Annotated in this window: 24 protein-coding genes; 12 read left to right on the top strand and 12 right to left on the bottom strand. The window is 68.4% G+C overall.

Translation table 11 applies throughout. The features are described from left to right. Positions 1-76 precede the first annotated feature (76 nt). Complete coding sequence (locus ACIRG5_RS26975; protein WP_402909294.1) at positions 77-730, top strand: RibD family protein; 654 nt, start codon at positions 77-79, stop codon at positions 728-730. On the opposite strand, the gene ACIRG5_RS26970 is transcribed toward ACIRG5_RS26975, so the two are convergent. Together ACIRG5_RS26970 and ACIRG5_RS26965 are read right to left on the bottom strand one after the other, a co-directional pair. After that, positions 720-1,121, bottom strand: coding sequence for a DoxX family protein (locus ACIRG5_RS26970; protein ID WP_402909291.1), 402 nt, complete (start codon positions 1,119-1,121; stop codon positions 720-722). The genes ACIRG5_RS26975 and ACIRG5_RS26970 overlap by 11 nt on opposite strands. Then, the gene (locus tag ACIRG5_RS26965; RefSeq protein WP_402909290.1) at positions 1,114-1,848 is read right to left on the bottom strand and encodes a CDP-alcohol phosphatidyltransferase family protein; all 735 of its coding nucleotides are present in this window, start codon (positions 1,846-1,848) and stop codon (positions 1,114-1,116) included. The genes ACIRG5_RS26970 and ACIRG5_RS26965 overlap by 8 nt, the downstream gene beginning before the upstream one ends. Positions 1,849-1,889: 41 nt before the next feature. Between ACIRG5_RS26965 and ACIRG5_RS26960 the strand changes: the two genes are divergently transcribed. Both ACIRG5_RS26960 and ACIRG5_RS26955 read left to right on the top strand, forming a co-directional pair. Beyond that, complete coding sequence (locus tag ACIRG5_RS26960; protein WP_402909287.1) at positions 1,890-2,873, top strand: zinc-binding alcohol dehydrogenase; 984 nt, start codon at positions 1,890-1,892, stop codon at positions 2,871-2,873. Further along, positions 2,860-3,549 carry a creatininase family protein gene (locus tag ACIRG5_RS26955; protein WP_402909285.1) on the top strand — a complete coding sequence of 230 codons (690 nt, stop codon included), beginning with the start codon at positions 2,860-2,862 and terminating at the stop codon, positions 3,547-3,549. Before ACIRG5_RS26960 ends, ACIRG5_RS26955 begins: the two co-directional genes overlap by 14 nt. On the opposite strand, the gene ACIRG5_RS26950 is transcribed toward ACIRG5_RS26955, so the two are convergent. Genes ACIRG5_RS26950 through ACIRG5_RS26935 form a run of 4 tightly spaced genes read right to left on the bottom strand, consistent with a single transcriptional unit; the run spans position 3,466 to position 6,560 of the window. After that, entirely contained in the window at positions 3,466-4,428 is a 963-nt protein-coding gene (locus ACIRG5_RS26950) for a YbhN family protein (protein WP_402909283.1), read from the bottom strand. The two genes, ACIRG5_RS26955 and ACIRG5_RS26950, sit on opposite strands and share 84 nt — an antisense overlap. After that, positions 4,425-5,204 carry a class I SAM-dependent methyltransferase gene (locus tag ACIRG5_RS26945; protein WP_402909280.1) on the bottom strand — a complete coding sequence of 260 codons (780 nt, stop codon included), beginning with the start codon at positions 5,202-5,204 and terminating at the stop codon, positions 4,425-4,427. Before ACIRG5_RS26945 ends, ACIRG5_RS26950 begins: the two co-directional genes overlap by 4 nt. Further along, on the bottom strand, positions 5,201-6,196 hold the full coding sequence (locus ACIRG5_RS26940) for a glycosyltransferase family 4 protein (RefSeq protein ID WP_402909278.1): 996 nt from the start codon (positions 6,194-6,196) through the stop codon (positions 5,201-5,203). The genes ACIRG5_RS26945 and ACIRG5_RS26940 overlap by 4 nt, the downstream gene beginning before the upstream one ends. After that, a complete protein-coding gene (locus tag ACIRG5_RS26935; protein ID WP_402909930.1) occupies positions 6,150-6,560 on the bottom strand; it encodes a 6-pyruvoyl trahydropterin synthase family protein in 411 nt (136 codons plus the stop codon). The genes ACIRG5_RS26940 and ACIRG5_RS26935 overlap by 47 nt, the downstream gene beginning before the upstream one ends. A 92-nt stretch (positions 6,561-6,652) precedes the next feature. Between ACIRG5_RS26935 and ribA the strand changes: the two genes are divergently transcribed. Both ribA and ACIRG5_RS26925 read left to right on the top strand, forming a co-directional pair. Beyond that, a complete protein-coding gene (ribA, locus tag ACIRG5_RS26930) occupies positions 6,653-7,288 on the top strand; it encodes a GTP cyclohydrolase II (protein ID WP_093598477.1) in 636 nt (211 codons plus the stop codon). Between the two features lie 38 nt (positions 7,289-7,326). Further along, the gene (locus ACIRG5_RS26925) at positions 7,327-8,508 is read left to right on the top strand and encodes an amidohydrolase family protein (RefSeq protein ID WP_402909275.1); all 1,182 of its coding nucleotides are present in this window, start codon (positions 7,327-7,329) and stop codon (positions 8,506-8,508) included. Here the strand turns inward: ACIRG5_RS26925 and ACIRG5_RS26920 are convergent. Genes ACIRG5_RS26920 through ACIRG5_RS26910 form a run of 3 tightly spaced genes read right to left on the bottom strand, consistent with a single transcriptional unit; the run spans position 8,466 to position 10,050 of the window. Continuing rightward, entirely contained in the window at positions 8,466-9,410 is a 945-nt protein-coding gene (locus tag ACIRG5_RS26920) for an NAD(P)-dependent alcohol dehydrogenase (RefSeq protein WP_402909272.1), read from the bottom strand. The genes ACIRG5_RS26925 and ACIRG5_RS26920 overlap by 43 nt on opposite strands. Continuing rightward, positions 9,407-9,574 carry a helix-turn-helix transcriptional regulator gene (locus ACIRG5_RS26915; RefSeq protein WP_330278231.1) on the bottom strand — a complete coding sequence of 56 codons (168 nt, stop codon included), beginning with the start codon at positions 9,572-9,574 and terminating at the stop codon, positions 9,407-9,409. The genes ACIRG5_RS26920 and ACIRG5_RS26915 overlap by 4 nt, the downstream gene beginning before the upstream one ends. A 53-nt stretch (positions 9,575-9,627) precedes the next feature. Continuing rightward, positions 9,628-10,050, bottom strand: a complete 423-nt coding sequence (locus ACIRG5_RS26910) for a hypothetical protein (RefSeq protein WP_402909270.1) — start codon at positions 10,048-10,050, stop codon at positions 9,628-9,630. A 149-nt stretch (positions 10,051-10,199) separates the two neighbouring features. On the opposite strand from ACIRG5_RS26910, the gene ACIRG5_RS26905 reads away from it, so the two are divergent. The 5 genes from ACIRG5_RS26905 (at position 10,200) to ACIRG5_RS26885 (ending at position 14,482) form a co-directional block, all read left to right on the top strand. Further along, complete coding sequence (locus tag ACIRG5_RS26905; RefSeq protein WP_402909268.1) at positions 10,200-11,066, top strand: tat pathway signal sequence; 867 nt, start codon at positions 10,200-10,202, stop codon at positions 11,064-11,066. A gap of 73 nt (positions 11,067-11,139) precedes the next feature. After that, entirely contained in the window at positions 11,140-11,637 is a 498-nt protein-coding gene (locus tag ACIRG5_RS26900; protein WP_402909265.1) for a YbaB/EbfC family nucleoid-associated protein, read from the top strand. A gap of 7 nt (positions 11,638-11,644) precedes the next feature. Beyond that, complete coding sequence (locus ACIRG5_RS26895; protein WP_402909262.1) at positions 11,645-13,114, top strand: WXG100 family type VII secretion target; 1,470 nt, start codon at positions 11,645-11,647, stop codon at positions 13,112-13,114. Further along, complete coding sequence (locus tag ACIRG5_RS26890) at positions 13,111-14,268, top strand: hypothetical protein (protein WP_402909260.1); 1,158 nt, start codon at positions 13,111-13,113, stop codon at positions 14,266-14,268. The genes ACIRG5_RS26895 and ACIRG5_RS26890 overlap by 4 nt, the downstream gene beginning before the upstream one ends. A gap of 67 nt (positions 14,269-14,335) precedes the next feature. After that, positions 14,336-14,482: a hypothetical protein gene (locus tag ACIRG5_RS26885; protein ID WP_402909257.1), complete on the top strand. Its 147-nt coding sequence runs from the start codon at positions 14,336-14,338 to the stop codon at positions 14,480-14,482. 52 nt (positions 14,483-14,534) lie between these two features. Here ACIRG5_RS26885 and ACIRG5_RS26880 read toward each other — a convergent pair whose 3' ends face one another. From ACIRG5_RS26880 to ACIRG5_RS26870, 3 genes are read right to left on the bottom strand one after another with little or no spacing between them, the layout of a single operon-like run. Continuing rightward, the gene (locus ACIRG5_RS26880; RefSeq protein WP_402909254.1) at positions 14,535-14,882 is read right to left on the bottom strand and encodes an MmcQ/YjbR family DNA-binding protein; all 348 of its coding nucleotides are present in this window, start codon (positions 14,880-14,882) and stop codon (positions 14,535-14,537) included. 44 nt (positions 14,883-14,926) lie between these two features. After that, complete coding sequence (locus ACIRG5_RS26875; RefSeq protein ID WP_402909251.1) at positions 14,927-15,469, bottom strand: DUF6939 family protein; 543 nt, start codon at positions 15,467-15,469, stop codon at positions 14,927-14,929. Continuing rightward, complete coding sequence (locus tag ACIRG5_RS26870) at positions 15,433-16,389, bottom strand: DMT family transporter (protein WP_402909249.1); 957 nt, start codon at positions 16,387-16,389, stop codon at positions 15,433-15,435. The genes ACIRG5_RS26875 and ACIRG5_RS26870 overlap by 37 nt, the downstream gene beginning before the upstream one ends. On the opposite strand from ACIRG5_RS26870, the gene ACIRG5_RS26865 reads away from it, so the two are divergent. After that, positions 16,388-17,782, top strand: coding sequence for a PLP-dependent aminotransferase family protein (locus tag ACIRG5_RS26865; protein ID WP_402909246.1), 1,395 nt, complete (start codon positions 16,388-16,390; stop codon positions 17,780-17,782). The genes ACIRG5_RS26870 and ACIRG5_RS26865 overlap by 2 nt on opposite strands. A 68-nt stretch (positions 17,783-17,850) precedes the next feature. Then, the gene (locus ACIRG5_RS26860) at positions 17,851-18,285 is read left to right on the top strand and encodes a Fur family transcriptional regulator (RefSeq protein WP_402909244.1); all 435 of its coding nucleotides are present in this window, start codon (positions 17,851-17,853) and stop codon (positions 18,283-18,285) included. The last annotated feature ends 14 nt before the right edge of the window (positions 18,286-18,299 follow it).

Genomic DNA, 18,299 nt, shown 5'->3' with positions numbered 1-18,299 from the left:
GATTCCCCTTTCCAGACCCTATGAGGTAAACGCGGCACAGCCCGCGAACGGTTCAACTGCCCTATCATCGGATCCCGTGACCCGCCCGCACGTTCTGCTGAGCGTCGCCGTCAGCCTGGACGGCCACATCGACGATCGCGGCACCGAGAGGTTTCCGCTTTCCAACGACGAGGACTTCGATCACGTCGACCGGTTGCGCGCGGAGTCTGACGCGATTCTGGCCGGAGCCGAGACGTTGCGCCGCGACAACGCGCGACTGCTCGTCTACAGCGACGAACGGCGTGCGCGGAGAATAGCGGAGGGCAAACCGGAGTTCCCGCTGCGAGTCACCGTCACCCGGAGTGGCCAACTGGACCCCGACCTGCGGTTCTGGCACTGCGGCGGCGAACGGCTCGTCTACTCGAAGAGCCAGGAGACCACGGTCGGGCACCTCGCCGAAACGAGGACCTTCAGTGATTTTTCAGAAATCCTGGACGATCTCGGTGCACGCGGAGTGAGAAGGCTCATGGTCGAAGGTGGTACGAGCATTCACACGGCGTTCCTCGAAGCCGGACTGGCCGACGAGATCCGGGTGGCGGTGGCACCGATGCTGATCGGACAGGCGACGGCCCCGCGTTTCGTGAATCCCGCCGAATTCCCCGGTGGACCGGCACGCCGATTCCACCTGGAGGACGTCACGAAAGTCGGGGACGTCGCGGTGCTCCGCTACTTCCCGAAAGTCACTTCCTGACGAGCTTGAGCGCGCCGAAGATCTGCTCGCGGCGGTAGACCGCGATCACCAGCGCCCACACCATGAAGATCAGCGGCATCATCGCGTCGTCGAAGCCGCCGTTGGTGACCAGGGTCAGCTCGGTGAGCGCCGCGCCGGCCATGATGCCCGCGAGGCCCAGCGCCGCGAGGCCGCAGATGGGCGGGATGAGCAGGCCGATCGCGGTGGCGATCTCCAGCACACCGGTGAAGTACCGGAACCACTGACCGAAGCCGATGTCGTCGAACTTGGCGACGAACGAGTCGGTGAACAACGCGTAGCCGTTCATCACGAACTGCACGGCGAGCACGATCTGCAGGATCCAGACGACGATGTTGCCGATCTTCGCCGCGGTCGAGGTCTGATCAGGCATGGCGGGATTCTCCCACCGCAACGGCGGTGCTGGTCCACAGCCAGAGCACATCGCGACCGAACGACCACACCAACGATGCCAGCGCGAGACCGACGAGCACGCCCGCGTACGGCAGCAGGCCCGAGGCCGCGACGACGAGGAAGATCCCCTGGACCGCGGCCACGACCTTGCGGGCGTAGCTGGCCGGCAGCGGCGCGTTCATCCAGCGCAAACGCCAGGAAGCAGCCACGAACACGTACCGCATGAGCCCGATCGCGAGCACCCACGGACCCATGTGCACGGCGACGTACGCGCTGAGCACGAGGATCAGGAACGCGTCGACCTCCATGTCGAACCGGGCGCCCAGCGCGGTCGAGGTGCCCGTGCGGCGAGCGACCTGACCGTCCACCCAGTCGAGCGACAACGCGACGGCCGCCAGCGTCACGACCAGCGCGACCGGAACGTCCTGCCCGGCACGGTCCGCGACCAGCGCGGTCACGGCTCCGACCATCAGGCCACGCGCCAGCGTGACGCGGTCGGCGGGACCTAACGACGAGGTGCGGTGGCGTTGCATGCCGTAGCCGAGGAACGCCCACGTGGCGAACCCGTAGGCCAGACCGGCGGCCCAGCCGAGCGGCCCGAGACCGGTTGTGGCAGCGACCACGCCCAGCGCGAGGATCTGAAGTCCCGCCCAGATGGCAGGCTCCCGGAGGACGGGTGCCGTCCTGGTGTGCTGAAGTGTGATCATCAGGTGCCCCTAACGAACTTCGTGCGGCGGAGGTGTTGTGAGTGACACGTACGGCGAGTGCCTTTTGGCTCAATGAATCGGGAAAAGGGGAAGTTCGGCAGGTCACACTGGCCGAGCCCGGTTCCGGTGAGGTCGAGGTGCGCACGCTGTTCTCCGGCGTCAGCCGCGGCACGGAGACCCTCGTGTTCCGCGGTGGCGTGCCGGAGAACCAGTACGCGGTGATGAGGGCTCCCTTCCAGGAGGGGGATTTCCCGTGGCCGGTCAAGTACGGGTACCTCAACGTGGGGGTCGTCGAACACGGGCCCTCGCATCTGCGCGGGCGCACGGTGTTCTGCCTCTATCCACATCAGACTCGTTACGTGGTACCGGAAACCGCGGTCACGCCGGTGCCCGACGCTGTTCCGGCGGCAAGGGCGGTGCTGGCGGGCACCGTCGAGACCGCGGTCAACGCCGTGTGGGACGCGCGTCCGCTGATCGGCGACCGGATCGCGGTGGTCGGCGGCGGCATGGTCGGGTCGAGCATCGCGGCGGTGCTGGCGACGTTCCCCGGTGCCCGCGTCGAGCTCGTGGACGCCGATCCGGCTCGTGAGGCCGTCGCCCGGCAGCTCGGTGTCGGATTCGCCTTGCCGGGCAACGCTCTCGACGGATGCGATCTCGTTTTCCACGCCAGTGCGACCGAACCGGGCCTCTCCACGGCGCTGAACCTGCTCGCGCCGGAGGGCCGGGTGATCGAGCTGAGCTGGTACGGCGACAAGAAGATCTCCGTGCCGCTGGGCGAGTTCTTCCACTCGCGCCGGCTCACGATCCGCAGCAGCCAGGTCGGCACGGTCGGCCGCCCGGACCGCAGCTACGCCGAACGCATGGCGGTCGCACTGGATCTGCTGGCCGACGACCGGTTCGACGCGCTGATCACGGGCCACAGCGCGTTCGAGGAGCTCCCGGACGTGATGCCGAGGCTGGCCGACGGCGAGATTCCGGCGCTGTGCCACCGGATTGACTACGGTCAGGCCCATGTTTCCGAGTGACACCACGATCGACGTCCGCGGTAAGAACGTCGCCGTGCTCCCGGTCGGCAGCACCGAGCAGCACGGCCCGCACCTGCCGCTGGCCACCGACTCGGTGATCGCGTGGACCATCGCGTCGGAGATCGCGGCGAGGTATCCGGTCCGGCTGCTGCCGCCCATCCAGTTCTCGTGCTCGCAGGAGCACGCCGACTGGCCGGGGACCGTCAGCATCTCCGCGAGCACGTTGATCTCAGTGGTCACGGACATCGCGGAGTCCTTGCGGCGCAACGGTGTCACGAACGTGGTGCTGGTCAACGGCCACGGCGGCAACTACGTGCTGTCGAACATCGTGCAGGAGGGCGAAGGTCTGGCCCTGTTCCCCGGACGGGACGACTGGGCGTTCGCGCGGGAGAAGGCCGGCATCGAGACCTCGGCGTACAGCGACATGCACGCGGGCGAACTGGAGACCTCGATCCTGCTGCACGCGCACCCCGATCTGATCCGTCCCGGTTACGAAGGCTCTGACCACCTGGCGGAGGACCGGCGGCACATGCTCACCCTGGGTCTGGCGCCGTACACGTCCTCCGGCGTCATCGGGCGGCCGTCGCTCGCGTCAGCGCGCAAGGGCGAGCTCCTGCTCGCGGGGCTGACCGAGTCGTTCCGTCACTACCTGGACCTTTTCGGTCTTCCGGCGTGACAGGAACAGCACGACCGCGCCGGGCAGCGCCGCGATGAGCGCCAGCACGCCGTAGACGATGCCCGTGGTGAAGCCCTGCGCGGCGCCCAGACCGGCGGCGCCGAACGCCACCGCGAGGAACGCCTCGCGCGGGCCGAACCCGCCGATGTTCACCGGGATGGCCATGATCAGCAACGCCAGCACGACGACCGGCGCGAGCTGGGCGATCGTGGCGTCCGACCCGGCGGCGCGGGCGGCCACCAGGAACATCGCGACGTAACCCGCGACCGTGGCGGCCGACAGCCCGATGACGGCGGGCCAGGTCCGGAAGGACAGCAGCCTGATGCCGTCGGCGAGGGTGTGGACCAGGACGCGGCGTACCGGCCCGATCTGCCAGCCGACGACCGCGGCGATGGCCAGTCCGGCGAGAACGAGTCCGGCGGTGGTGCCGTCCGGCGCGAGGTCGAGGCCGGGCGCGGGGTGCGTGAGCAGCACCGCGAGCCCGATCCCGATGAGCACGATCTGACCGGCGAAGCGCTCGAAGAACACGGCGCGCACGCCCCGTCCGACGTCGCCCGACTCACGGCCGTGGTTGACCGCGCGGTGCACGTCGCCGAGCACGCCGGCGGGCAGCACGGCGTTGACGAGCTGGGCGCGGTAGTAGTCGCTGACCGCGGACTTCAGGGTCAGCGGCAGGCCGAGGCGGCGCGCGACGAGGACCCAGCGACCCGCGCTGAGCACCGTCGTCACGAGCCCGATCGCCAGTGCGGCGGCGACGGAGAACGCGTCGATCGCGCGCAGTCCGTCGAGGAACGCCCCGGTGCCCAGGCGTACGCCCAGAGCGACCAGGATGCCCAACGCCAGCACCAGGCGAAGCCACGGCCAGAACTTCTTCATCATGCAGCTCCAGGTATTGCCAGCAGGTCGACGTGGTGGACCACCACAGAGGCCGTTGACCTGCGGCGCAGGTACTCGGATGCCTCGGAGGCGAGTGCGGGTTCCTGCTCCACCGCGGCGTCGACCCAGCCCTTGAGCCACTCGGACTGCAGGGCGTCGCCGTGCATCCGCCAGGGGCTCTGGGCCGTCCGAACCGAAGCGCCGGCTGCCACGAATGCCTCTTCGGCGGCGGCGGGAGCATCAGGTCCCAGCAGACGGCGCCCGTCCACGACGCGGCGCTGGTGAGCGTTGAACGCGTCCTGGAAGGCGGCATCGAGCGGCTCGGCCGGATCGATGTCGATCCGGCCTGCCACCGAGAGCGTGAACAGAGCGGGCACATGTGCTTCTACGCATGCAACCGCCAGAGCGTTCATCTCGTTAGTAGTGAGCAAGTCGAGCAGCGCGGAGCAAGTGACCAGGTCAGCACCCGCGATGTCGGCGGCTGTCAGGGCCGTGAGGTCGCCCTCACGGGTCTCGGCGGTGACGTTCTCGAGGGCGTTCATGCCGGCCTCGGCCAGCCCGAGCAGCCGGGGGTCGCGGTCGTGCAGCACCCAGTGCTGTACGCCGCCGAGCCTCCCGGCGAGCCAACGTCCCATCGATCCCGTTCCACAACCGAGGTCACGGATCGTCAGGGGGTTTCGGTTCACCAGAGTTTCGCGGACCACGTCGGCGAGCTCGGTCGAGCGAGCCTGAGCGTCGGCGTTTTCCCGCAGTGCCAGCCATTCCGGGGCGAAGGTCATGGCCGGAGCGTAGCCAGCACCCTCCGCAGGTCCTCTGTGGATTCGTCCCAAGTGGACAGAATGGCCCGCCGGGCGAGCGCCTTCGCACGCAGTTCAGCCCGGAAATCTTGATCTTGGAACCAGCGCGTTAGTGCAGCGTCCAATGCATTTTCGTCCCCTGCGGGAATGAGCAGACCGCCGTCGCCGAGTGCGTCAGGGACCGCGCTCGCGATGACCGGCAGACCGTGGGCGAGCGCCTCGGTGACGACCATGCCGTAGGTCTCGTTCCGAGAGGCCAGCACGAAGAGGTCCGCGCTGTCGTATGCGCTGGTCAGGGCCTCGCCGGCGAGTGGTCCGGGGAAGCTGACGCGCTCATCTCGCGGGAGTTCGCGCAGGAACGGCCGGTGCGGGCCGACGCACGTCAGCCGCCAGTCGCGTTCGATCCGCCGCAACGCTCCGACCAGCAGGTCGTGGCCTTTGCGGGGTGTGATGGACGCGACGCAGAGCAGGTGGTGGACTCCGTCCGTGCCGCGTGCCCGTGGCGCCGGGTCGGTGCCGGGGACGACGACGTGGACGTGGTCGAGCCCGTGCCGGCGCTCGATGTCCCGCGCGGCCGTCGGACTGGTCGCGATGACCGCCCTCGCGGCCCTCAGGACCTGGCCTTCCCGATCGTCGAGGTCGCGCGCCGTCTCGGGGTCGAGACCTGTCTCGTCGGCCAGCGGCAGGTGCACGAGCACGGCGAATCGGAGCCGTTGGGCGTGAGGAACCACGACTTCGGGTACTCCGCAGCCGACCAGGCCGTCGAGGAGCACCACATCACCGTCGGGGATCGCCGCAAGCGTTTGCCGCAACGCGGTGGTGTCGCTCGGACACGGCCAGTCACCAGCGACGGTCAGACGGTTCAGGCCAGCGCTCACGCGCAGGTCGTAGACGTTGCCGCCGCTGGGACTGCCCGGATCCCCGACGTCAGCCGGAAGGACGAAGTGCACGTTCGTAGCCGGCCCACGCCACATGGGACTCGTGAAGTGTGACGGCGATCGCATCCATCCCGTGAGCGCCCTCACCCAGAGCGCCCTCGGAGATCCTGTCCGCGAGCTGGTCCGCGATGTGCTTCGCGAGCCACTCCGTGGAGGTGTTGATGCCCGCGAACTGGGGTTCTTCGTCCAGATTGCGGTAGTTGAAGGCGGCCAGGACCTTGTTCAGCTCCTGGGTCGCGAGTCCGATGTCGACGACGATGTTGTCCGAATCGAGCTCAGCACGTTTGAACGTTGCGTCCACCAGGAACGTTGCTCCATGCAGACGTTGTGCCGGACCGAAGACTTCGCCGCGGAAACTGTGGGCGATCATCACGTGATCGCGAACGGTGATGCTGAACAGGATGACCTCCGCTGTGCGGTCGGGTTACGGTGCGACCTCCATCCGAGCGTAGCTGCACGTTCGGAAGGCGCCTGGCGACAAGGGGACCGGAGATGTTCGAACAGGCCTTCAACGAGGAAGACGTTGCGGAGTCCGATCTGGTGACACGGCGTGGCACCTTCCGCGCAGTCGCGTTCCGCGCGGACGGTCACGAGCACATGGCTCTGGTCTACGGCAAGACAAAGTTGCGTGAGAACGTCCTCGTGCGCATCCACTCCGAGTGCATGACCGGGGACATCTTCGCCGCCATGCGCTGCGAGTGCGGCGAGCAGCTCGACGCCGCGCTGAACACCATCGTGCGTGAGGGCAACGGCATCCTCGTGTACCTGCGCGGGCACGAGGGGCGCGGAATCGGTTTGGTGTCGAAGATTCGCACGCACGTGCTGCAGGACGCCGGACTGGACACGTTGGACTCGGCCACGTCGCTCGGTCTGCCCGTGGACGTGCGCGACTACTCCCCCGCGGCGCGCGTGCTCAAGCATCTGCGCGTGCAGTCCGTGCGGCTGATGTCCAACAACCCGGACAAGATCGCGGCCCTGGAGTCCCACGGAATTTCGGTGACGGCGCGGGTGCCGTCGTTGATGACCCCCAACGCCCACAACATCGCCTACCTGACCGCGAAGCGCGACCGGCTCGGGCACGACCTGCCGCAGGTCGACGAGTTCACCACCCTTCCGCACGCACGCTGACCATTGCTTTCCCAGCATGTGGAGCTCAGAATGTGCCGATGCTGGCGCTGCGGGCAGGGCGTGCGTTCGACGGTGAGCGGTCGATCGCCGGACCCGTCACGGTCATCACCGAGAACGGGACGATCAAGGCCGTTGAGCAGGGGCATCCGGACGTCGCCGGTGCCGAGGTCGTCGATCTCGGCACCGCCACCGTCCTGCCCGGACTGATCGACACCCACGTCCACCTGGGCGCGGACAGCGAGGACGGCGCGCTGGACCGGCTGCCCGAGTTCACCTCGGAACACCTGGACGCGGTCATCAAGGACAGTCTCGACCGCCAGCTGCGGGCAGGCGTGACCACCGTCCGCGATCTCGGCGACCGGCGGTGGTCGGTGCTCGAACAGCGGACCAGGCACCGTCAGCGGATCCTCGCGTCCGGCCCTCCTCTCACCTGCACTCGTGGTCACTGCTGGTCAATGGGCGGCGAGACCAGCGGCGACGACGCGCTGCGCCGTGCCGTGCGTGAACGGGCGGAACGGCAGGCCGACGTCGTCAAGATCATGGCCAGCGGCGGGTTCGCGACGCCCGGCACCGCCGTCGACGACTGTCAGTTCACCGAACACGAACTCCGTGTGGTCGTGGAGGAAGCGCATTCCCACGGCCTGCCGGTGACCGCCCACGCGCACAGCCTCGCCGCGATCCAACGGGCCGTGGCCGCGGGCGTGGACGGCATCGAGCACTGCACGTGCCTCACCGATCGAGGTATGCGGATGCCGGTGGAGCTGATGGACGCGCTGGCCGAGGCGGACATCGCCGTCTGCCACACCCTGGGCAACACGCAGGATCCGCCGCCACACGTCCTGGAAGCGTTCGAGCGTGCCGGGATGAGCATTCCGGCGAAGCTGAACATCCTGGGCCGCATGAACGACCGCGGTGTCCGGGCGGTGTCCGGCACCGATGGCGGGATCGGGGCGGGCAAACCGCACGGGATCACCGCCCACGCCCTCGGTCAGATGATCGAGGCCGGCATCCCGAACGCGGTCGCGCTCGCGAGTGCCACCAGCCAGGCGGCGAAGGCGCTGAACGTCCGCAAGGGCGCGCTGAAGCCTGGCTGGGATGCTGACATCATCGCCGTGCAAGGAGATCCCATGCGGGACATCACGGCGTTGCACCACGTGAGCACCGTGGTGATAGGTGGTCAGATCGCGACGACCGTCTTGCCGACCGACCGTCGCGAGTAGACGTGGTCCACCGCGTCGAGCGCTTCGGACAGCGGGAAGACCTTGCCCACCGCGGGTTTCACCGTGCCTGCTTCAGCCATGACACGCAGCTCTTCGAAGACGGCGCCGAGTTCCTTCGCCATCAACGGGACGAACTTCCTGGACGAGAACGGGTTCAGGAACAGCGCGCCGATCGACTTGTGGAACCCTCCCGTGATCGATCCCCCGGTCTCCGCGCCGACCAGCACGATCCGGCCGCCCTCGTTCGTCGCCGCGCGCAGCCTGGACAACGGCCTGGCGCCACCGCAGTCGAGGATCAGGTCGTACGTGCCGGTGAAGTCCGCCACCGTGTAGTCGAAGACCTCGTCGGCACCCAGTGTCCTGGCGAGTTCCACCTTGCGCGTGCTGCACACCGCTGTCACGTGCGCGCCCAAGGCTTTCGCGATCTGGACTCCGTACGATCCGACGCCGCCACCGGCGCCGAGCACCAGAACCCGTTGCCCCGGCTGGACTCCGCGCAGTCCCTCCAGCGCGGTGCCGCCCGAGATCGGCATCGCCGCCGCCTCGGTGAACGAGATTCCCCGCGGCTTGCGCGCGAGCCGTGAGACCGGCGCGACGGCGTGTTCGGCGAACGACCCCTCGCACGTGCCGAACACCTCGTCGCCGACCTCGAACCCGGTCACGCCGGGCCCGATCTCCGTCACGACACCGGAGACGTCCCGTCCCGGTACCGGGGACTTCGGCCCGCGGAACCCGAAACCGAGGAACCGCAGCAGATACGGCTTCCCGGTGAGCAGGTGCCAGACGCCCATGTCGACGCCCGCCGCCCGCACCTCCAGCAGAACCTCGCCCTTCCCAGGCACAGGCACATCGAGGTCACCGAACACCGCCGATCCGTATCTTCGTTGCACGACAGCCTTCACAGCTCTTCCTCCTCGGGGTACTGGAACACGTCTTCGAGCGACACCTTGAACACGCGGGCGATCTTGAAGGCCACTTCCAGCGAGGGCGAGTACTTCCCCTGCTCGATGGCGATCAGCGTCTGCCGCGTCACGCCGATGGCCGTGGCGAGATCGGCCTGCTTCATCTCGCCGTGCGCGAACCGCAGCGCACGGATGGAGTTCGTGACTTTCGTGGGCTTCACAGCATTCCCCGCCGGTAGAGCGCGAGCTTCGCCAACGACCCGAGCACCGCGGACAGCACGAAGCACAGGTAGAGCACGTTGGCGATCCAGAAGTAGGGCGCTTCGAGCATCGCGAGCACCATGGCGGAGATGCCGCCGATGACGACGAACGACTGCCCGATGTGGTCACCGAGCCGGCCGATCTCGCGGTCCCGTTCGTCGGCCTGCAGGCCGTCGTTGCGCGACTGGATGCCGAACCAGATACCGGACACGATGCCGGCGACGATCCCGAACAAGATCGTCCACAGCAACGCGCCGACGTAGGGCGCCTCGGCCAGCGGTCTGCCGTCCATCCCAGTCAGGACAAGCACGACATACACGGCATAGCCAACGACGGCGATGACCGCCAGAGCCCACGCCCGCTTCTCCTCGAACGCCATGGTCCCGCTCCTGATGTCAAAGAAACCTGACATCACCAAGGTAAAGCGAAGTAGACACCGTGTCAAACATCTTTGACTTAACCTTTTCGTGATCAACGCGTCCGTATGGCGGTCGACTACCTCCGATCGGAGCCATTAGCGTGCGGCGCATGCTCCGTCCGATCCTTGTTGCGTGCGCGCTTGCCCTCACGGCGTGTGGCCACGCAGTGACGGCGGAACCTCCCGCCGCCGCACGCACGCAACCGCCGTCCCACACCCCCGCGGCAGCGCCTCTCGTCGCGACGCCCGAGGTGTGCCCGCTGCCCGACAGCGGGTTCGAGTGCGACTTCCAGAAGCGCCTCAAGGCCGCCCAGGACTACGCCGAGACCAGGCCGGGAACCGTGGGTTTCGTGCTGCGCGACCGCAAGAACGGGGCGACCTGGCGCAACGACCACGCGAGCGACATGACGTGGACCGCGTCGACGATCAAGCTCGCGATGGTCGTGAACCTGCTGGAGCGCCACCGCGCCGGCAAGATCAAGCTGAGCAGCGATGACCGCTCGCTGATGAACGCGATGCTGCACACGTCCGACGACGACGCGGCGGACTCGTTGTGGAAGAAGTACAGCGGCACGACGTTCAACGCGGCGTTCGGCAAGTACGGAATGACCGATTTGGTGCCACAAAAGGGATATACGGCCACATTCCCCTACTGGGGCTTCGAGAAGTGCACCGCGAACGACCTCGACCGCCTGATGAACTACATCCTCGACACCGTCCCCGCCGAGGACCGCGAGTACATCGTCGGGCAGATGCGCCAGGTCGGCACCGTGCAGCAGTGGGGCGTCTGGGGACCCGACTCCGGGGCGAAGAACGGCTGGTCGGAGGAAGAGGGCGGCTGGGTGATGAACTCCGTCGGGTTCGTCGGTCAGGACGCGCGGTACACGCTCGCGATCATGAACAACCTCAAGGGCGAGGGCGCCTACGACGAGGGCCGCGCCACCGACACGGAGATCACCCGGATCCTCTTCCGCTGAGGCGTCAGTGAGGTGTCAGACCGCGTTGCTACCGTGGTGAGCGACCTGTTCAGACACTGGGGAAGGGGTCGCCGTGCCGGACAGAAGGGCACAGATCGAGCAGAAGATCCGCGCGTTCCAGGAGCAGGCCGCGAGAGCGGGCCAGCTCAAGGACAAGATCGCGGACCTGCGCGGCCAGGCTCGCAGCGGCGACGGCTCCGTCACCGTGACCGTCGCGCCGTCGGGGGCGGTGCTGGGGTTGCAGCTCAGTCCCAACGCGATGAAGCACAGCCACACGCAGCTGCAGCAGGAGATCCTCGCCACCATCAGGGCGGCGACGCAGCAGGCCGCGCAGGCGTTGCAGGACACCGTGACGCCGGTGCTGGGTGATCAGGCCGAGCGGTTCAAGGACGCGTTCAGCGCGCACTCGGCCGTGATGATGCCGGAGGCTCCCGCACCTCATGCGGCGCCGAACGTGCCGCAGAACATGACGCAGAACGTGATGCCGCCCGCACCGCCTGCCGGGAACCGTCCGAGGCCGAGGCCGGTCTCAGACGATGACGACTTCGGCGGCAACTCGATCCTGAGGTGATGGGGGCATGACGGGATTCCAGGTGCAGGGCGGTGCGCTGACGGCGCACGGCCAGGGTTCGCGAGAGGCCGCAGGCCACTTCGGACAGCTGGCGACCCTGCTCGACCAGGCACGCGTGAGCGACGACTGTTTCGGTCCGCTCGGTGAGCTCATGGCGTTCAAGTACTTCGAGGGTCTGCGGGAATGCCAGGAGATGGCCACCAAGGCCAAGGGTTTCCTGGAGGGCGTGGCCGAGCGCACCGACCAGACGGCGCAGACGTACCGCGACGTCGAGGACGCGATCCACCAGGGGCTGCAGCAGTTCAGCAGTGGCGGCCCTGGTTCGCTGGCGGACCTGAACAGCGCGGGCAACGGCAACCGCAAGAGCGATTTCGGGCAGAACGCGGGCTACGGCAGCTCGTGGATGAGCACGAGCGGCGACATCTCCCGCGCCGGCAGCCCGCCGGACGTGGCCATCGCGGCGGTCAACGCGCGCATGGAGCAGCTGCAGTTCGTGATGAGCCCCGGCCAGTCCTTCATCGACAACGGCCTCGGGTTCCTGATCGGCATCGTGATCAGCCCGATCGTCGAGCTCGTGCTCGAACCCGCGATCGGCGACCCCGAGCAGATGCGCAGCACCGGCACCGGCTGGGGCAAGGTCGCGGACTGGGTGAAGCAGACCGGCGAGCACGAGAAGACCCGTGCCGCCGCGACGTCGGAGCCGTGGACCGGGCAGGCGGGCGACAAGTTCCGCAAGCAGATGGACGAGTTCGGCGCGGGCGCAGAGGCGTTCTCGAACGAGATCCGCGGCCTGCAGCAGATGCTGGAGCTCGCCGCCGACCTGTTCGACGCGTTCGTCGAGATCTGCATCGACATCCTGCAAGAGCTGGTCATGGGCCTGATCATCGAGTGGCTGGCCGCGCTGGCCGCCTCGTGGATCACCGCCGGTGCCTCGATGGCCGCGGCGGGCGTCGCCACCACCGCCCAGGTCGGCGGCACGATGGCGCGCCTGGGCCTCAAGGTGAAGCAGCTGCTCGGCAAGCTCAAGCCGTTGATCGACAAGCTGGAGGACCTGCTGCAGGCGCTGCGCAAGGGACCGCTCCGCAAGCTCGTCGAGAAGGCGGAGGGCCTGCGCGACGGCAACATGGCCGAGAAGTGGGTCATGCGCAAGATCGACGCCAATCCGCTGGCCAAGATCGTCACCAAGGCCGACCCGGCGACGATGGCGTCCAAGACCGGCAACCGCTTCGCCGGCCGGTTCGGCGTCGACGGCCCCGGTGCGGACTCGCTGACGACGAACCTCACCGAGGCGGGCCTGCGCACGGCGGGCCTGAGCGGCACGACCCACGTGCCGACCGCCATCACCAACGGGATCATGGAGAATGCTCCCGGTCTCGCCGTCGAGCAGGGCATCAAGTACGGCTACAACTCCAGTCAGGACACGTCTTCCGACGAGGACCGCGCTGACGCCATGAACCGAGGATTCGAGTACGAGTGATCTTCGCGGAGCCCCTGGGCCCCGGCCACGTCGCCCGGCAGCAGGTCTGCCGGGCAGGCGAGGCGCTGGTGTGGGCGATGTACCGGCGGACCTTCTACTACGCCGTCGACGGCCTCGACCAGCTCGGCGCGCCGGGCCGGTCGCTGTTCGCCCGCGGTGCTTCCGCCGTGGGGCGCGGGGTGGGCGACTTCGCGCTGACGGTGCTGGGCGGCGGTGGCGACTCGGGCGACGACAAGGCTCCGGCCGCCGATCACCTGGTGTTCGGGCCTTCTTCTGCTTCGCTGGCCGCTTCGGCGATGGCGCGGTTCGAGCCCGGCAGGCGCGTGGATCGGTTGTGGGCGTTGACGTCCACTCGGCTGGTGATCGCCGAGCGGTACGTGGCCGCTGAGCCTGTCGAGGAGAAGTCGTTCCTGGGCAAGGCGATCGGGTTCGGCCGCGAGGTCGGCAAGATCCTCGCCGACAACCGCAGGAAGTACGGCGAGCACGTGGAGGGCGAGCCCGTCACGGTGCCGGACTACCGGATCGTGTGCGAGTTCTCGCGCGCACAGATCGCCTCTGTCTCGCATGACCGCGTGACATTCGTAGACGGCTCGGGCTTCGAGTTCCTGCTGGAGAACCCTGCTGTCGCGGACGACGAGGTGGTCGTCTCGGAGCTGACGAAGTTCTGGCTGCGCCGCGGCGAACGCCTGGTGCTTGGCCTGCCGCCGATCGTCGGCTACGTGGGCGGCGTCGTCGGCGGAGAGGTGCGGCTGCCTCTCGTCGCGTCGAGTCCGATGCCCGCGCTGGAGCTGGACAAGCAGCGGTGGCCGTTGCCCGCTCCCCCGTCACCGCAGGACTGGACCGACGATCCGACGCTCGGCTACTGGGTCGACGCGCCGGCCGCCTCCTGCCTTGCCGTGTCGCTGGCGGACCACTTCGCCTTCAGCCGTGGCAACGCCCGGCTGGCGGTGAGCGACCAGCGCGTGGCCGTCGTCTACCCGACGCGTCTGTTCGAAGCCAAGCCTTCCAGTGTGTTCACGACGTTCGCCGAGATCCCCGGCGGCGCCGTGCGGTCGTTGGAAACCCCTTGCGTGGGAGCAAGTCTGCCCGCGCGGCCGGTCGTCAGGCTGATGTTCGCGGACGGCTCGTCGCTGGCTCTGCGCCGTCAGTCCTGAATCGACTCCCACAGGCACAGCACGCTGCCCGACCTTCCGCGCCACCTCGTCGACGCTCGGCACGTCGATGATCAGCACTGGACCCTGCACGAACTCGGTCCGCGGTGAGATCCCGCCGTCGGCATCGCCGACGGCGACGGGCTCCCCCTCGGTGTCGACGAGCACGTGGTCGAACGGCAACTGCTGCGCCGACCACCCGAACACGTCGCGCTAGAAGGCCGTCGCACGGCCGAGATCGTCAGCGGGCAGCTCGAATTCAACCCTGGTCACAGCGCGAGATCCGGCACCTGGGCGACGAGCTCCTCCGGCGCCGACAACCGCCACGCCTCGAAGACCAGTTCCTTCATCTCGTCCGCCTCGATGCCTTCGAGGTACACCACGACCCAGCCGAAACCGCCGGCCGTGAACTGCACCTCGAACACCTCCGGCCGTTCCGCCACCAGCGCCAGCTGCTCGGACAACGTCTGCTTCAGCCCCACCGTCTGCGTGCGCGGCCAGTAGTAGCCGAACAACTTGCCCCGCACGCGGAACGAGTCGTACTGCTGCCCGGACGACCGCTGCACCTCGGCGAGCCCGTCCAGGATCTTGAAGAGCTGCTTGCTCGTTGTCGCCACTGCCGACCCCCAAAGCCGAAGAGCGGAAAGTATAAATCCGGCTTTCAGGACGCGTGAGCGGTGAGCCTCCTCAGGTGCTCGGCGATCAGGGCGGCGTGCGACAGCGGCGTGCTGAGGTCCTCGACGTCGCCGTTGGTCGTGTAGTCGAGCAGCACGACGTCGGAGGACTCGGCCACCTCGTGCAGCCGCGCGACTTCCGCCTGCAGCCGGTGCTCCAGGACCCAGCGGTAGGCCGGTAAGTAGATCTCCTGCCGGGCCGTGCGGTAGTCGAGCAGGCGCTCGCCAGTCAGGCCCGCGCGGTGGCCCCGGACCTGACCGAAGCGGCGGACCGTGCGCTTCAGACCCTTCATCGACGTCACCGCGAGCTTCGACGGATCGACGTCAGTGCTCTCGAAGACTTTCAACGCCTGCCAAAGACCTTCGACGGACTCGCTCGTCACGCCAGGAGACAACGGCACCGGGATCTGGCCGTGCGGGTAGAACGGGCTGAAGCGCACCCACGGCTCAGGACCGCGGGACGTCACGTCGATGACCACCGCGTCCGGGCGCTTCAGCTTGCGTCGCTTGCTCGCGACTTCGATCGGCATGGGTCGAGGATGGCAGGAGGGTCTGACAGTTTCGGGCCGCTGGGCACGCGGCTGCGCTGGGTCAGCACGACGCAGACGAGCACGACGGCCGCAGTGGCGAGGGCCTGCCAGCCGACCGGTTCGCTGAGGACCAGCGCGGACCACATGAGCGTCAGAACCGGTTGGGCCAGCTGGATCTGGCCGATCTTGGCCACACCGCCCGCGGCCAGGCCCGCGTACCAGGCGAAGAAGCCCAGGAACATCGAGATCAGTGACACGTAAGCGAAACTGAGCCACACGACGCCGTCGGCGCGCGAGAAGTCCGCTGTGTACAGGGAAACCGGGATCGTTACGGGCAGCGAGACGACCAACGCCCAGCAGACCGTCCTGGCGCCGCCCAGTTCTCGGGAGAGCGCGCCTCCCTCTGCGTAACCCAGGCCGCACAGCACAACGGCGACGAGCAGGTAGACGTCGGCCAGACTCAGCGAACCGGAAAGGCCGCCTCCGGTGGCCACGAACGCCAGCACCGCGAGCAGGCCGGCGCCGCTGGCGAGCCAGAACGCGATCGGCGGGCGTTCGGAGGCGCGCAGGACGGCCCAGATCGCCGTGGACATGGGCAGCACGGCGATCACGACGGCGCCGTGAGCTGAGGTCTGGGTGGTGAGGGCCAGCGAGGTGAGGAGCGGAAAGCCGATCACGATGCCCACGGCGACGACGACCAGGCGGCGGATCTGCGTTGCCGTCGGACGCGGAGCTCGCGATAACGCCAGGTAGGCGATCGCCAGGACTCCTGCGACGAGGGCGCGGCCGAACGCGACGAACCACGGGTCCAGTCCGGCCACTGCCAGGCGGGTCGCGGGCAGGGAGTAGCTGAAACCCAGGACGCCGAGCGCTCCCAGTGTTACCCCCGCTGGCAGGATAACGTTACTCTTGGCTCTCATGAATGAGGATAACGCAGCCGTCCGCGTTATCGAGGACCTGAGAGCAGTCGCACGGTCCGGCCGGGCCGGCGACCGCATGCCCTCGGTGCGCGATCTCATGGCGCGGCACCGGGCCTCGCCCGCGACGGTCCAGCAGGCGATCCAGCGCGTCGCCGCCGAGGGACTGGTCGAGGTGCGGCCCGGCCGCGGCAGTTACGTCGCCGCCCGCACGACCGCGACCAGCCGCGACCTGTCGTGGCAGGCCGTGGCGCTCGGCGAGGGCAGGCCGGGTGAGGACCTGGTGGCGAACCTCGTCGCGGTGCCGAAACCCGAGGCCATCCCGCTGACCAGTGGCTATCTCGATCCTGAGCTGCAGCCCACGGACGCGCTCGGTGCCGCGCTGAGTCGCGCGGCACGGCGGCCGGCCTCGTGGGGGCGTGTTCCCGTCGAGGGCAGGGAAGAACTGCGCGCGTGGTTCGCGAAGGAGGCCGGCGGCGAGCTCAGGGCCGGCGACATCACGGTGTGCGCGGGCGCCCAGGAGGCGCTCGCGACGGTGTTCCGCGGGCTCGGTGACCGTGGCGACGCCGTGCTGGTCGAGTCGCCCACCTATCTCGGTGCGATCGCGGCGGCGCGCGACGCCGGACTCAAGGTCGTGCCGGTGCCGGCGGATCAGGACGGTGTGCGGCCGGACCTGCTCCAGGCCGCGTTCGAACGCACCGGCGCGAAGGTCTTCTACTGCCAGCCGTTGCACGCGAACCCGCACGGCGCCGTGCTGTCCGACGAACGCCGTGCCGAGGTCATGCGGATCGTCCGCCGCATGGGCGCGTTCCTCGTCGAGGACGACTGGGCGCGCGGTTTCACCATCGACGGCACCGCGCCGCCGACACTGGTCTCGCAGGACACCGACGGCCACGTCGTCTACGTCCGCTCGCTCACCAAGGTCGCCGCGCCCGGACTGCGCGTCGCCGCGATCGGCGCCCGCGGCCCGGCGGGCACGCGGCTGAAGAACACCCGCTCCCGGCAGGACCTGTACGTCGCGGGACCGTTGCAGGAGGCGGCGATCGACTTCGTGACGTCCCCGGTCTGGCGGCGGCACCTGCGCACACTCCAGCAGTCCTTGAGGTCCAGGCGTGACGCTCTGACGCACGCGATCGGCGAACACCTGCCGGAGTTCGAGCTCGCCAAGTCGTCCGGTGGCCTGCACCTGTGGGCGACGTTGCCCGACGGCGTGGACGACCTGGAGCTGACGACGGCCGCCGCGGCGCGCGATGTCGTGGTGTTCCCGGGCCGGCCGTGGTTCGCCGCTGAACCGCCGGGCAGTTTTCTTCGTTTGACCTACGGCGGCGCACCTGAGCACGTGCTCGCCGAGGGCGTGCGGCGGCTGGCCGACGCCGTGGTGGCCGTGCGGCGGTGACCGCGTTCGGGTGAACTGCATCGTTCATTAACTTGACTCATTCCAGAAAAGACGGCAGGGTGGCGTTCGTGCCCACGGCTTCCGATTTCGAGCGCCTGTTGCGTGGAGCGTCGCTCCGGGTGACGGCTCCGCGGATAGCCGTGCTGTCCGCAGTGCACTCCCACCCGCACGCCGACACGGACTCGATCATCGGTGTCGTGCGTCAGAACCTCGGCGCGGTCTCCCATCAGGCCGTGTACGACGTGCTCCGCGCACTGACCGGCGCCGGCCTGTTGCGCAAGATCGAGCCCCAGGGTTCGGTCGCCCGCTACGAGGCGCGCGTCGGGGACAACCACCACCACGTCGTGTGCAGATCCTGTGGCGCCATCGCCGACGTCGACTGCGCGGTCGGCCACGCGCCATGCATGGACGCATCCGACGACCACGGGTTCGTCATCGACGAGGCCGAGGTCATCTACTGGGGCTCCTGCCCCGAGTGCACGACCGCCGCGAAAAGTTCCTGAACACCCGGAAGGAT

This window comes from Lentzea sp. NPDC102401, from assembly GCF_044765805.1.
Classification (GTDB): Bacteria; Actinomycetota; Actinomycetes; order Mycobacteriales; family Pseudonocardiaceae; genus Lentzea; species Lentzea sokolovensis.
The sequence above is the reverse complement of the archived record's forward strand: the minus strand, read 5'-3'. Positions and strand labels throughout refer to the sequence as shown.